Source organism: Dehalococcoidia bacterium, from assembly GCA_035310145.1.
Classification (GTDB): Bacteria; Chloroflexota; Dehalococcoidia; order CAUJGQ01; family CAUJGQ01; genus CALFMN01.
Map to the genome: position 1 here is coordinate 36697 of DATGEL010000041.1, position 12466 is coordinate 49162.

The following is a 12466-nucleotide window of genomic DNA, read 5'->3' on the forward strand; positions in this document are numbered from 1 at the left end:
CCAACGGCTGCGAGGCGGCGAACCTATCGAGCCGGCGTGCTGATCGGCGCGAGGCGGAGGTGAAGGGCGGTGAGCATCCTGCCAACCTCGGCGGACTGGTTCAGGATCAAGTCGGATTGCGCCTGGGTGAAGTAGCCGAGCCGCAGGCCCAGCAAGACAAACGTTTCTGCCTCAGAGAGTGAGCCTCGGGCGATCGAGACTTGATGCGCGAACTCTCGTTTGCCTGCACGTGAGTGGCCCTCCGCAACATTCGCGGGCACCGAGGCAATCGCACGCGTAAGTTGAGCACGGAGTCTATACGTCTCTTCCGGCGGCAATTCACGAGCGAGACGATGTACCGCCGCCGCCAGGTCCATACGCTTTTGCCACACCTGAAGATCCTGGTAGCTTTTGATCAGCGGCACCCGATGATCGGCGGGGTCATCGACAGGCATCTCGGCTCCCTTTGTTCACGGCCCATAGCCCACCACCGTATCCCTTCTACCCCAACCCTAAACCCTAGACCCCAAACCCTTAACCCTAATCCCGCGGCAAGCCCAGGCCGCGCGTGGCGATGATGTTGCGTTGAATCTCGCTGGTGCCGCCTTCGATCGTGTTGGCGACGGAGCGCAGGTACATGTACTTCACGCGTCCGCGCATCGCCGCGTGTGCCGACTTCGAGTCGAGCTGGCTGTAGAGGCCGAGCATCTTCGCCGCCGTGCGGTAGATGCGCTGGTTCAACTCGGTCGAGAAGAGCTTGGCGACCGAAGCCTCGTGGCCGGGCGGCACGCCTTCCTTCGCCTGCAAGGAGACGATCTTGTACGAGAGGTTGCGGGCGACTTCGCACTCGATCAGCCGCTCGCAGAGCTCTGTGCTCACCGCGTTGTTGCGGCCCAGTGTGCTGGTGCCGCCCTTATGCTCGATCGCGTACTTCACCAGGTCTTCAACCGTCTGCTTCTGGCCGATCGCCGAGCCGATGTTCGATCGCTCGAAGGAAAGCGTGGTCTGGGCCAGGTACCAGCCGCGGTTCTCATCGCCGATCATGTTCTCGCGCGGCACACGCACGTTGTCGAAGAAGACCTCGTTGAACTCGTGGCTGCCGGCCATGTTGACCAGCGGCCGCACCTGTACGCCCGGCGCCTTCATATCGACGATGAAGTAGGTGATGCCACGGTGCTTGGGCGCGTCGGGATCGGTGCGCGTCAGCAGGATCATCCACTTCGAGACGTGGGCGCCGCTGGTCCAGATCTTCTGGCCGTTGACGACATAGTCATCGCCGTCGCGCACCGCGCGCGTCTGCAGCGACGCAAGATCCGAGCCAGCGCCGGGCTCCGAGTAGCCCTGGCACCAGACGACCTCGCCCGAGAGGATCTCGGGCAGGTACTTCTGCTTCTGCTGCTCGGTGCCGTGTACGATCAGCGTCGGTCCAGCGAAGCCAACGGCGATGCCGAACGGCCGCGGCGCGCGCGCTTCGGCGATCTCCTCGTTGAAGATGAACTGCTCCATCACGGTCATGCCGGCGCCGCCGTATTCCTTCGGCCAGGCAGGCGCGATCCACCTGTTGGCGGCCAGCCGCTTCATCCACTCGCGCACGCCGCCGCCGGGCGCGAACGGGTCCGTCACCCGCTGCGTGCTTTCCGGCAGATTGTCCTTGATGAACTGCCGCACCTCCTGGCGGAAAGCCGCCTCGTCGGTGCTGTCCTTGAAATCCACGGGGCGCTGCCTCCCTCTGTCGAGCCCGCCGAACGCGCTCGCTTGAACTCGCAATGAAACTGCATAAAGTATACCCACGCCGATCGGGCCGGCGCACGATTCCATCGGGTGAAAGTGCGAATTTCGTTCGATCTCGGCCGCCGCGGGCTGTCGCCTGCTCCGTGCTACGCTGAAGGGTGATTGGTACGATGAGATACCATGAGAAATAGAGCGGGTATGCCCAGTTCGCCGGACGCCGCGCCGCTGACCTTGCGCAACGCCATGTCGCGGTACGGCATCGTGCCGGCCGACCTGGTAGGCGTGCTGGCCGATACAGCCGATGCCGGAGAAGAGCGCGACGACGAGCCGCAACTCGCCGAGGGCCACCGCATTGTCCGCGTCGATGTAGAGGAGCCGTTTGCCACGGTCTATCTCTCACTGGACGACGGCCGCTACCTGGTCTACGCCGCGCGCCTGGACGAAGAGGGTGCGATTCTGCTCGACAGCCTGCGGCCGCCGGCGCCGTCGTACGAAGAACGCTGGATCTTCGACGATCTGGAAGGCGAGAGCGGGCCGCCGCCGGCCGGCACGCCGGTCGATGCGGCGCTGTGGCACGGCGCCGCGGGGCGCACGCTGGCGCACATCGGCTGGTACGAAGAGGGCATGCAGGTGTTTTTGCACTTCGAAGAGGGTGGCTACCTGACGCTTGCCGCGCGCGCCGCCGGTGGGATCGCCTACCTGCTGGGCGCCTTCGTGCCCGACGATCCCGCCGGCGACGAGGAGTACCTCGTCTTCGAACTGCCAGCGGATTCGGACGAGTGAACCCAGGCTCGACGAACGGCACGGTGGCGCCGGCTTCGCCTGAGACTTCCCCGCCGACGTACACGGCGCTGGTCAACGCGGCCGGTGAGCTGCTGCGCCACGCCGCCGAAATCGGTCGGAGCGGCCCGTCCGAGCCCGTCGCGCAGGAGTGGCAGGGCGCCTTCGCCGCGGCGCGGCTGGCGATTGGGGCTCGGCCCGAGCAGGCAGCTGCCATCGCCGCCTTCGGCCTGAACTACCTGGCGCGGGGCGACGTGCTCAAGCTGCCCGCCCCGGCCGCGGCCGTTGCCCGCACACTGGCGGCCGCGACTGTCGAGCTGCGTGCCGCCGGCCAGAGCGGCGCGGCCGCCGCGCTCTCGTCGCTCACGCTGGAGATGGCGGGCGAGCCACAACCGACCGCGGTGCTGCCCTTCTTCGTCTGCCAGGCAGCGCTGATTCGTGCGCGGCTGGCTCACGATGTCGACGGCCATAGCGCACTCACTCCCTCGGCCTACTGGCAAATCGCGCGGCGTGAGGCGGAGGCGGCAGCGGGGCCCGGCCTTGTGCTCTGCGGCGGCCTCTCCGGCTCCGGCAAGTCGTTCGTGGGCACGGGAGTAGCCGCCACGCTCGGCGCCGCGATCGTCAGCTCGGATCGCGTGCGCAAGCACCTGGCCGGCATCGAGCCGCGCGCGCGCACGCCGGCAGAACGCAGTCAGCAGGTCTACAGCACACGCATGACCGACCGTGTCTACCGCCGGCTCGCGCAGGCGGCGGCGGAGCAGCTACGGGAGGGATTGCCCGTGGTGCTGGACGCGACGTATCTCACACCGGCGCGCCGCGAGCTGCCGCTCCTGATCGCCAGGGAAGTCGGCGCATCGGCAGCGATCGTTTGGTGCGAGCTTTCGCAAGCGGAGGCGGCCGCGCGGCTGCGCCGCCGCGCCGGGCACGGCTGGGCCGTCTCCGAAGCAGACGCGCGCATCCGCGACCTGCAACGCAAGGGCGCCCGCCCGCCGCGGGGCGATGAGTGCGACGCCCGCCTGCTGCGTGTCGACGCCGGGGCCGAGCCCGCGGTCCTGTTCGATCGGCTGATGCCGCGCCTGCGCCGCGTGTTACGGAGCGTGCAACCCTGAGCCGTGCGGCCGCGCCTCAGGCGCGTGCATCCGCCTCGATCAGCGCCCGCAGCTCACGATCGTCGGCTGCGCGCGTGTGATGGCGGCGAATCAGGTCCGCCACGCGGGCGCTCGCACCGGTTTCGGCCGCCAGCCGCGCGCCGGTCTCCGCGTGGCGGGCGGAGCGCCACAACGCGGCGCGCCAGTGCGGTCCATGCTCGGCAGACAGGCGCCACAGCAGACGCGGCCAGAGCGCCAGCAGCACGAACAACACGCGTTCGTGCAGGCGCACGTAGCCCTTGCCGGCGTCGTGCAGCAGGGCGGCCAGCGCCAGGTCGGGGCTGGGCGCTCCCTCCATGCCGATCAGGCGCAAGGTCTCGATCGCGTGCTGCTGGTCGCGCGGAGCCATCTGCCGGAAGAGGCGCCAGTGCGGCTCGCTGAGCAACGACCGCGCCTGCGCGAGGTCGGCATGCCCCGGACGCGCGCCGAGCGCCCGGATAAACTGCTGCATCCGGTAGCGGGCCGCGGCTACCGTCGCCTGCTCAGAAGCCGACATCGAAGCCGACCAGGGCACGCGTGATGTGCCCCAGCAGCGGTCTGATCGTCCGGTTGAGGAGGTCGAGCTGAGGACTGACCACCGGGATGATCAGGATCAGCATCAGGATGCCGATGCCGTACGGCTCCAGCTTGCGCAGGCGATCGCCAAGCTCGGCGGGCAGCAGGCCGATCGCCACCTTCTCGCCGTCGAGCGGGAAGATCGGCAGCAGGTTGAACAGCCCCAGGCTGACGTTGAAGATCACGACGAAGAACAGCACCGTGGCGACGTAGTTGCCGGTTGTCCAGAAGCCGATAAAGCGTGGATCGATCGTGTAGACCTTCTCGCCGCCGCGGAAGACGACGGCGAAGGGCCGCACCCAGTTGAGCAGCAACGGCAGCGCGAACACGGCGGCCATGATGAAGTTCGAGATCGGGCCGGCTGCGGCCACCACGGCGGCGCCGACACGCGGTCCCCAGCGCAGCTTGAACGGGTTGAACGGCGTGGGCTTGCCCCAGCCGAAGAAGCCGGAGATCAGAAACAGCGTCGTGCCGATCGGGTCCATGTGGGCGATCGGGTTCAGCGTGAGCCGCCCCTGGCGCTCGGCCGTGTTGTCGCCCTGGGCGTAGGCCGCCAGCGCATGGCTGAACTCGTGTCCGGCGATGCCCACAATCCAGGCGATGCCGATCCCGATCAGGGCGACGATCAGCAGCCGGCCGCTGCTGCCGTAGGTACTGAAAGCGTTGATCATGTATCCACCGCGAGCGTGTCTGTCCTCAGTGTAGCATCGGCGCGGCGCCGGGCCGGCGCTTTCGTGCCCTCTGTCACAAGCATTGGCTCGCTCGCCGCCTGCCCGGCGCGGGAAGACGCCGCGCGGCGCGTTGACCCGCCAAAACGGCGGTTGCTAAGGTGAACGCGGCGCCCGCAGCGCCGGGCTCGCGTTCGCGCGAGGGGGAGCCGCGCCTGAGCCAGCACCTCGAGCAGTCGATCCTCGACTTCGTGCGCAACGTCTACAGCGCCATCGGCTGGCCCGGCGTGGTGCTGCTCATGGCCGTCGAGAGCGCCGGCATCCCCGTGCCCAGCGAAGTGATCATGCCGCTCGCCGGCTGGTTCCTGGTGCAGGACCGGGGCCACGGGCTGTGGTTCGTGCTGATCGCCGGTCTGCTCGGCGGCCTCGGCAACACGATCGGCTCGATCGTCGCCTACTGGATCGGCGACTACGGCGGGCGGCCGCTGCTGCTGCGCTGGGGCCGCTACGTGCTGATCTCCGGCCACGATCTCGACCGCGCCGACGAGTTCTTCGCTCGCCGTGGCGGCCCGGCGGTGTTCGTCTCGCGCGTGCTGCCGGTGGTGCGTACGTTCATCAGCTTCCCCGCGGGCATTGCGCGCATGCGCTTCGATGCGTTTGTGCTGTTCACGTTTGCCGGATCGTTCCTCTGGTCCCTGGCGCTCGCCTGGGCGGGCTATCTGCTCGGCGCCAACTACCACCGCGTGCGCGACGTGCTGCGGCCCTTCGACTATCCGATCGCGGCGCTGATCGTGCTGGCGATCGGCTGGTTCGTCTGGCGGCACATCCGTCGTGCCCGGCGCGAGGTCGGCGTGCCCGACGGTGCGGACCAGGCGCCTTCTCGCCAGCCGTGAAGGTCCGCCCGCTGCCGCCCCGCTTCGCCGCCGATGGTTTGCTCGGCTGGCTGCTGATCGCGATCGGGCTGGCCGCTGGCTGCAGCGGCCACACCGCCAATCGGCCGGCGGCCACGGCTGGCGGGCCGCTGCTCGTGGCGGTGGCCGAGGCGAATGACGTCTCGCAGATCCGGCTCTTCGACCCGCGCAGCGGCCAGGCCGTGCGCACGGTGGCCAGCGTGCAGCACCGTCCCGGCTGGGGACTGACCGCGAGCGTCGGTCCCAGCGGCGAACAGCTTGCCTATGTGGTACTGCCGGTGGGCGCCGTCGATCCGGACACGCAGGGCGAGTTGTGGCTGCTGCCGCTCGCCGGGCGCAGCGCACGACGCCTTGCAACCGGTGTCGACCTGCGCAGCGATCTTACCTGGTCGCCCGACGGGAGCTGGGTGAGCTATGCGAAGGTAAATGCGCCGAGCATTGATCTGCGCCGGGTCAACGTCAGTGGCGCGGGCGACCAATCGTTGGCCGTGTCGGGCGCGGCCGACCGCTGGTATCAGTTCGGCTACGCCGCGGATGATCGCTCGCTGGAGCTGGCGCACGTGACGAACTCGGGCACCACCTTTGCGCGGGCGACGCCTGGCGCCTCGCCGGCGACCGAGGCGCCGATTACGCCCGGATCATCGCGCGATTTCACGCTTGCGCCGGACGGCCGTGCGGCGCTGCTGGCGCTCGTCACGGAGAACGGCAAACCGGTCTACCGCGCCCTGGTGCGCCGGCTAGACGGCTCGTTCGCTCGCCTGACGGCCGGCGGCGAGGAAGACACGGGCATCGCCTGGAATCCGCGCAGCGGCGAGGCCACGGTTGGCGTGGTGCCGGAAGCCGCGGGACAGCCGGTGCCGGCGACGGCTGGCGCACAGACGCTGGTGCCCGCAAGCGGCTTCGACGTGCCGGTCGCCTGGTCGCGGGACGGCGCGCTGCTGGCCGTGCGACACTTCAGCGGCGCCTCGACCGACACTCCCGGAGAGGAGACGGTGCTAGTGGTGCGCGGCACGCAGCGCCTGCCGCTGCAAAGCGCCGTGCCGCTGACGATCGCCGGTTGGACCCCGTAATCGGCATCGCCTGGACAGCAGAGCAACGACAGAAACGAATGATAGGATAAACGCGTTCTGAAAGTGTGGTTCGATCATCGGGCGATGACCCGCCATCTCTCCGGAGGCGACCCGCGCACAAATGACTGGCCGGCCGAAGCTCTCACTCCGCCATGCATGCGGGCGCATCGGCCTGTTCGTCGCGGCCTGCGTACTTGCAGCGTCGATGGTACCGTCCCCCCGAGCGCGGGCGCAGAGCGCTCAGGTGGTGCTGGTGCCGGGCTGGAACAACTTCGCCTACGTCGGCCCGGCCCAACCCGTGCTCGCGGCGCTCGCCTCGATCGACGGTAACTATGACGCGATCTGGACCTTCGACGCACTCAGCCAATCCTGGAAGTCGTTCAACCCGCAGTCGCCGGACACCAGCGACTTTGCGGACTTCGCCCAGGGCACGGCCTACTGGATACACATGACCGCCGGCGCCACCCTGACCATCGGCCTCGCGGGTGTCGTGCCCAACCAGCAACGCCGCCTGCTGAATGGTTGGAACAACGTCGCCCAGACCGGTCCCACGGCCCCGGTGGCGGATGCGCTGGCGCCCTACGACGCGAGCTACTCCGTGATCTGGCACTGGAACGCGGCCCTGCAGAAGTGGGAGCTGTTTGATCCGGCCGCGCCCGCCGCCAGCGACTTCTCCCAGCTCACCCAGGGCCAGGCCTATTTCGTGTCCGTGACTTCGGCCTCGCCGAACCCGGCGGCGCCCACGGCGCAGAGCTGCTACGGCTTCCAGTCCTACCAGCCTCAGTCGGCCGAGGTCGCCGATGCGCTGAACCGCGCGGCACAAAACGCGTTGGCCGACGATCCCTCGTTCCGCTTGCCCGACCTGCACACGGCGCTTGACGGCGGCCCCGCGACGGTGCCGGCCTCGATCCCGCCCAGCGTGCTGCGCTCGATCGCCTGGATCGAGTCGGGCTGGCGGCAGGCAACGTTTTCGGTGCCGCGCGGCTCGCACGGCAGCACAATCACCTCACGCACCTGCGCCTACGGCCTGATGCAGGTGCTGTCCGGCATGCAGGTCTCGGGTCAGCCAACGCCGCGTCAGACACAGATCGGCACCGACTACCTGCACAACATCGACGCCGGCGCCCAGATCCTGGTCGGCAAGTGGAATATGGCGCCGGCGCAACTGCCGATTTACGGCCGGCGCGATCCGCGCATCATCGAGGACTGGTACTTCGCACTATGGGCGTATCACTGCTTCGGCGATGTCTGCGCGAAGTACAACGTGCACAACAACCCCGACGATCCGGCGCTGAAGTGGCCTCGGCCGGCGTACGGCTCGCCCGACCAGCAGAACTCGCGCGGCGCCTTCACCGCCTCCGACTACCCATACCAGGAGATTATTTTCGGTCAGATCGCCTATCCGCCCAACAGCGGCGGCACGCCCATGTGGCAGGCGATCCCGGTGCAGTTGCCGCCCCACGGCACGATCGGCTTCCCCGTGCCAAAGACGACGATCGAGGCCTCGGCCCACCTGGACAGCGGCCAGGCGCTGGCCGTGCCGACGCCAGCGCCTTCCCCAGCCCCGCCTGCTGTCTCGCCCACGCCAGCGCCGCGCCAGTTCGACGGTGAATACTTTCCGCCGATCGGCCAGTGAGGCGCGGAGCGCCCGCGAACGCCGCACCTCGTTACGGGCAGAGCACGAGCGCCGGCGTGCCGAGCGGCGCGATCGCTACGGGCACCGTGCCGGAAAAGCCCGGTGGACAGACCTGCGGCGCCACGCTGGAGGGCAGCACCGTCGCGCCCAGCGGCTGGCTGAGCGCGCCGAGAAACGAGCCGTTCGGCCCCGTTACGGCGTCGAACGCATCGGTCGGGTCGAGCACATTTTGCAGCAGCACAGCATCCACGCCGCCGATCTTCGGCAGCATCGCCAGGCCGTTGATCGTGCCGGAAGCATCGGAATAGACATAGCCCTGCTGGCCGAAGTTGTAGCAGGCGGTGCTCCCCAGGGCCGTGTTGCTCTGGCAGGCCGAGACTTCGTACGCGGCGTTCGGCCTTCCGTAGATCAGGTAGACGCTGGCGGTGGCGTCGACGAAACCCAGAGAGACGGTGCCGGTGCCCGTGGACCCGCCAAGCGGTGTGAGCGGCGCCGAGATGCCGGACTGGGCGCGCCCCACGCCGCCTGCCGCCAACGTGCCGAGCAGCGCCGCCGCCAGCGCGAACGTCACGATGCCCCGCAGTCTGCCTTGCATCCGCACGGTCCTCACCTCCCGGTCACGCTTTGCCCCGGCGCAATTGCTCGCCGTCGAACGGTTCAACGCGACCAAACGTACCACGAATCGCGGTGCGATGCGGTTGCGCGTTGGCACCAGGCAGCAGAATTCTCCCACGCCGCCCCTGCCGGGCGTCGGCCGGACTCGCTTGAAGGCGCTCGGGCCGATCGCTACGGCTTCGGCGTCTGCGGCGGCCACTGGTTGCGCACGCCGGCGCCCACCGTCTGTTTGAAGTGGGTCATCAGCTCGTCCAGTGTCCAGAAGCCGTTGGGATTGATGATCGTGCGGATCGGCTCGGGCTCGCTGAGCAAGCTGATCAGGTCTCCGCCCACCACAAAATTACGCCCGTTGACGTAGGCTGCTTCATCCGTGGCCAGATAGGCCACCAGCGGCGCCACGTGCTCGGGGAGCATCGCCGCGATGCTGCCGGGCCCGCCGCCGTCGGGCACGCCGGCCGAGACTCCGGTTTGCTGCGAACGGGCGGCGGCCGCGCGCATCTCGTCGGAGATCGTCAGACGGCTGGCGGCGCGCGGCCGGATCGCGTTGGCCGTGACGCCGTAGCGGCCGAGGTCGCGCGCCAGCGTACGCGTGAGGCCGACAATGCCCTCTTTAGCCGCACTGTAGTTGGCCTGACCCATGTTGCCCAGGCCCGATTCCGAGGAGGTGCTGATGATGCGGCCGGAGCGCTGCTGGCGGAAGATGATGCTTGCGGCCCGGGTCACGGTGAAGTGCCCCTTGAGATGCACCGCGATCACCGCGTCCCACTCTTCCTCGGACATGTTGAAGATCATACGGTCGCGCAGGATGCCGGCGTTGTTGACGAGGATATCCAGCCGGCCGAAGCCGTCGAGCGCGGCCTTGACCATGTTCTCGCCGGCCCGCATCTCGGCGACGTTGTCGTAATTAGCCACAGCGCGGCCGCCGGCGGCCTTGATCTCGGCGACCACCTCGTCTGCCGGCGACGGTGAGGCGCCCTCGCCGTGGCTGCTGCCGCCCATGTCGTTTACCACGACGGCAGCGCCCTCCGCCGCCAGGAGCAAGGCCTCGGCGCGGCCGATGCCGCGCCCGCCGCCCGTGACGATGGCAACCTTGCCCGCAAGCCTGTTCGCCATGAATATCGCCTCTCCCACCTGGACTGTTCGCGAAGGCGGCACCGGCGCATGCGGCCGCCGGAAGTGATGGCCTTAGCTGCCGAGCCGGCTGCGCCGATCGCGCACGGCGCAGCGTAGCACGGAGGAGGCGAAGGCTCCACGTGCGGGCCGTCGCGGAAGTGGCCTGTGCTATACTCGGCCTTGCCGGCCAGTTCGGAGAGGTGTCCGAGTGGTTGATGGTGCCGCTCTCGAAAAGCGGTAGGTGATGAGCCTCGTGGGTTCGAATCCCACCCTCTCCGCCGGTGGCCGGCGGCACGGCGATGCAGGGGCCGTCCAGCGGACCGGCAGATATGGCGCAGGGTGAAGCGGGAAGCCGGCCGGCTTCCCGCTTTGGCAGTCCGGGCGTGGCCGCGCACGGCGGCGCGTCCCTGGAGAGGTGCTGGAGTGGCCGATCAGGCACGACTGGAAATCGTGTAGGCGATGAGCCTCGTGGGTTCGAATCCCACCCTCTCCGCCCGAGCAATTGCGGCGTATTCCGGCTTGCCAGTGAAATAGGCTGTTGCAGGCGCGAGGTCAGGCATTCGTAGCCTGACCTCGCGCCTGCTCTCGTGCGTGCTGTCGTCCTACGCGTCGTCCTGATCGCCGGCGGCGCGCGGCGGCAGCAGGCCGCGGTGCTGCGCATGCAGTCGGGCATCGTGCCGGACGCGCCGCTCGTATTCCGCGCGAATCTCCGTCTCGCGCTCCCGCGCCGCCAGCTTGCCCTCGCGTACCGCATCGCGCCAACGTTCGCGCAGCACCGCCAGCGGCGAATGGGCGCCGTTGCGGCCGGGCTCGGGCGCTCGCTGCACCGGCGGCGGCAACGGCGGCGACACGGCTGAGCCGTCGGGCCGGTGGTCCGGCCGCTTGACGGGCTTCAATCGCGCAAGCGTGTTCTGCTTCAGCCTCCGGACCGACGTCGTGAGCTGCGCCGGCGACCATTTCGCCGCGGCGTCGGCTGCCGCCGTGGCCGGCGCGTGGCGCCCGCGGGCGCGTGCGACCGTGTCGCGTAGGAACGTGCGGGCGCTCTCAGCATCGGCCTTCGCGCGGCGACGGGCGCGGCGCAGTCGCGCGCCGGAGAGGCCCAGCGGGCCAAGTTCGATCCCGCCGTCGCGCCGCTGCGGCAAGGCGGCGACGGCCCAGGAGCGAGCCCGCGGCTCGTCGCTCACGACGATTTCCTGCCGCGGCCGCGCAGCTTGCCACTGACGCCGGTGAAGACGCCGACGCCGCGCCGCACACCGGCGGCGATGCTGATCACCCGAATCACGGGCGAGACGACGGTATCGCCAAGAAACTGCGTTGTGCCGGTGACGTTGACGACCGATTGCTGCGTGGTGTCGATCATTGGGCGCACGCTGGTGTTGACCAGCTCGTTCACCGTGGAGACGAGCCGTTTGATCGAGAGGCCGATGAACAGCGCGATGCCCAGCACCACCAGCAGGGTGAGAATGCTGAGGACGCCCCAGATGATGATGACGATGTCGCGTGCCGTGTCCATGCACCACTCCCGGCCGCGGTTCGGCGGAATTGTATCATGCGTCATCCAGGGCTCAATCCACGCATTGGAGTAGGAGCAAGAGATTGCAGCCGCCGCGGGCGGCGGCGCCGCTACGCGGGCGGCGTGCGCGCGAGACGGATCAGCCGCCAGAGCACCGTCGCGTGTGAGAGCACGGCCACCAGCGCCAGCGCCGGCCACACCTGACCAAGGACGCAGCCCAGCGCCGCCAGCAGCAGCCGCACGTCGCGTGAGCCGAGGCCCAGCAACTCGCCCGCCGTCTTCAGCCCGGCGCTGGCCTCGATGCGGGCGCGGGAGTAGCTGACGGCGAAGGCGCCGGTGAGCGCCACGAGGCCGAGCAGCAGCGCCGCGGGGAATCCCTCGTGCCGGTACGCCCACCAGGCCATGCCGCCGAAGATCGCCGCATCGGCGTAGCGGTCGAGCACCGCGTCGAGCACCGCGCCGAAGCGACTGCTGCGCCCGCTGAGCCGCGCGAGATCGCCGTCCACGCCATCGACCACAGACGAGATGTGGATGGCAATTCCGCCCCAGACGTTGTGCCCTGCCGCCAGCAGCAACCCGGCCACGCCGGCGATCAGTGCGCTCAAGAGCGTGATCTGGTTGGGCGTGACGGAGGTATGCGCCAGCAGCCGCGCCGTGGGACGCGACAGCGGCCGGTTGAGCCAGCGCGAGACAAGCCCGTCGAGCGATGCGGGTTTGGCAGGAGCGGCCATCATCGCGATCGTAGCT

Annotated in this window: 14 protein-coding genes and 2 tRNA genes; 7 read left to right on the forward strand and 9 right to left on the reverse strand. The window is 69.0% G+C overall.

Annotated features, from left to right (window positions below):
- Positions 1-23: 23 nt before the first annotated feature.
- Both VKV26_07790 and VKV26_07795 read right to left on the reverse strand, forming a co-directional pair.
- Positions 24-434: a four helix bundle protein gene (locus VKV26_07790; protein ID HLZ69797.1), complete on the reverse strand. Its 411-nt coding sequence runs from the start codon at positions 432-434 to the stop codon at positions 24-26.
- Between the two features lie 85 nt (positions 435-519).
- Positions 520-1692 (reverse strand): acyl-CoA dehydrogenase family protein, encoded by a 1173-nt coding sequence (locus tag VKV26_07795; protein ID HLZ69798.1) that lies wholly within the window; start codon positions 1690-1692, stop codon positions 520-522.
- Between the two features lie 216 nt (positions 1693-1908).
- On the opposite strand from VKV26_07795, the gene VKV26_07800 reads away from it, so the two are divergent.
- Entirely contained in the window at positions 1909-2493 is a 585-nt protein-coding gene (locus tag VKV26_07800; GenBank protein ID HLZ69799.1) for a hypothetical protein, read from the forward strand.
- Positions 2490-3599 carry an AAA family ATPase gene (locus VKV26_07805; GenBank protein ID HLZ69800.1) on the forward strand — a complete coding sequence of 370 codons (1110 nt, stop codon included), beginning with the start codon at positions 2490-2492 and terminating at the stop codon, positions 3597-3599. The genes VKV26_07800 and VKV26_07805 overlap by 4 nt, the downstream gene beginning before the upstream one ends.
- 16 nt (positions 3600-3615) lie before the next feature.
- Here VKV26_07805 and VKV26_07810 read toward each other — a convergent pair whose 3' ends face one another.
- Together VKV26_07810 and VKV26_07815 are read right to left on the reverse strand one after the other, a co-directional pair.
- Positions 3616-4134: an HD domain-containing protein gene (locus VKV26_07810; GenBank protein HLZ69801.1), complete on the reverse strand. Its 519-nt coding sequence runs from the start codon at positions 4132-4134 to the stop codon at positions 3616-3618.
- Positions 4121-4864 (reverse strand): site-2 protease family protein, encoded by a 744-nt coding sequence (locus VKV26_07815; protein HLZ69802.1) that lies wholly within the window; start codon positions 4862-4864, stop codon positions 4121-4123. Before VKV26_07815 ends, VKV26_07810 begins: the two co-directional genes overlap by 14 nt.
- A 158-nt stretch (positions 4865-5022) precedes the next feature.
- On the opposite strand from VKV26_07815, the gene VKV26_07820 reads away from it, so the two are divergent.
- From VKV26_07820 to VKV26_07830, 3 genes are all read left to right on the forward strand, one after another.
- Entirely contained in the window at positions 5023-5754 is a 732-nt protein-coding gene (locus tag VKV26_07820; protein ID HLZ69803.1) for a DedA family protein, read from the forward strand.
- On the forward strand, positions 5751-6842 hold the full coding sequence (locus tag VKV26_07825; protein ID HLZ69804.1) for a hypothetical protein: 1092 nt from the start codon (positions 5751-5753) through the stop codon (positions 6840-6842). Before VKV26_07820 ends, VKV26_07825 begins: the two co-directional genes overlap by 4 nt.
- A 244-nt stretch (positions 6843-7086) precedes the next feature.
- Entirely contained in the window at positions 7087-8478 is a 1392-nt protein-coding gene (locus tag VKV26_07830; GenBank protein HLZ69805.1) for a transglycosylase SLT domain-containing protein, read from the forward strand.
- A 31-nt stretch (positions 8479-8509) separates the two neighbouring features.
- On the opposite strand, the gene VKV26_07835 is transcribed toward VKV26_07830, so the two are convergent.
- Positions 8510-9073, reverse strand: coding sequence for a hypothetical protein (locus tag VKV26_07835; GenBank protein HLZ69806.1), 564 nt, complete (start codon positions 9071-9073; stop codon positions 8510-8512).
- 191 nt (positions 9074-9264) lie between these two features.
- Complete coding sequence (locus VKV26_07840; protein ID HLZ69807.1) at positions 9265-10206, reverse strand: SDR family NAD(P)-dependent oxidoreductase; 942 nt, start codon at positions 10204-10206, stop codon at positions 9265-9267.
- 194 nt (positions 10207-10400) lie between these two features.
- Here VKV26_07840 and VKV26_07845 point away from each other — a divergent pair.
- Together VKV26_07845 and VKV26_07850 are read left to right on the forward strand one after the other, a co-directional pair.
- Positions 10401-10484, forward strand: a tRNA-Ser gene (locus VKV26_07845).
- A gap of 131 nt (positions 10485-10615) precedes the next feature.
- Positions 10616-10699, forward strand: a tRNA-Ser gene (locus VKV26_07850).
- A gap of 109 nt (positions 10700-10808) precedes the next feature.
- On the opposite strand, the gene VKV26_07855 is transcribed toward VKV26_07850, so the two are convergent.
- The 3 genes from VKV26_07855 to VKV26_07865 all read right to left on the reverse strand — a co-directional run bounded on the left by VKV26_07855 (position 10809) and on the right by VKV26_07865 (position 12453).
- Positions 10809-11390 carry a hypothetical protein gene (locus VKV26_07855; protein HLZ69808.1) on the reverse strand — a complete coding sequence of 194 codons (582 nt, stop codon included), beginning with the start codon at positions 11388-11390 and terminating at the stop codon, positions 10809-10811.
- The gene (locus VKV26_07860; protein ID HLZ69809.1) at positions 11387-11719 is read right to left on the reverse strand and encodes a hypothetical protein; all 333 of its coding nucleotides are present in this window, start codon (positions 11717-11719) and stop codon (positions 11387-11389) included. Before VKV26_07860 ends, VKV26_07855 begins: the two co-directional genes overlap by 4 nt.
- Before the next feature lie 110 nt (positions 11720-11829).
- Positions 11830-12453 (reverse strand): CDP-alcohol phosphatidyltransferase family protein, encoded by a 624-nt coding sequence (locus VKV26_07865; protein ID HLZ69810.1) that lies wholly within the window; start codon positions 12451-12453, stop codon positions 11830-11832.
- Positions 12454-12466: the final 13 nt, after the last annotated feature.

Coding starts and splice junctions, on each gene's coding strand:
- VKV26_07790 (HLZ69797.1), bottom strand. CDS start 434: ATGCCTGTCGATGACCCCGCCGATCATCGGGTGCCGCTGATCAAAAGC.
- VKV26_07800 (HLZ69799.1), top strand. CDS start 1,909: ATGCCCAGTTCGCCGGACGCCGCGCCGCTGACCTTGCGCAACGCCATG.
- VKV26_07810 (HLZ69801.1), bottom strand. CDS start 4,134: ATGTCGGCTTCTGAGCAGGCGACGGTAGCCGCGGCCCGCTACCGGATG.
- VKV26_07815 (HLZ69802.1), bottom strand. CDS start 4,864: ATGATCAACGCTTTCAGTACCTACGGCAGCAGCGGCCGGCTGCTGATC.
- VKV26_07835 (HLZ69806.1), bottom strand. CDS start 9,073: ATGCAAGGCAGACTGCGGGGCATCGTGACGTTCGCGCTGGCGGCGGCG.
- VKV26_07840 (HLZ69807.1), bottom strand. CDS start 10,206: ATGGCGAACAGGCTTGCGGGCAAGGTTGCCATCGTCACGGGCGGCGGG.
- VKV26_07860 (HLZ69809.1), bottom strand. CDS start 11,719: ATGGACACGGCACGCGACATCGTCATCATCATCTGGGGCGTCCTCAGC.
- VKV26_07865 (HLZ69810.1), bottom strand. CDS start 12,453: ATGATGGCCGCTCCTGCCAAACCCGCATCGCTCGACGGGCTTGTCTCG.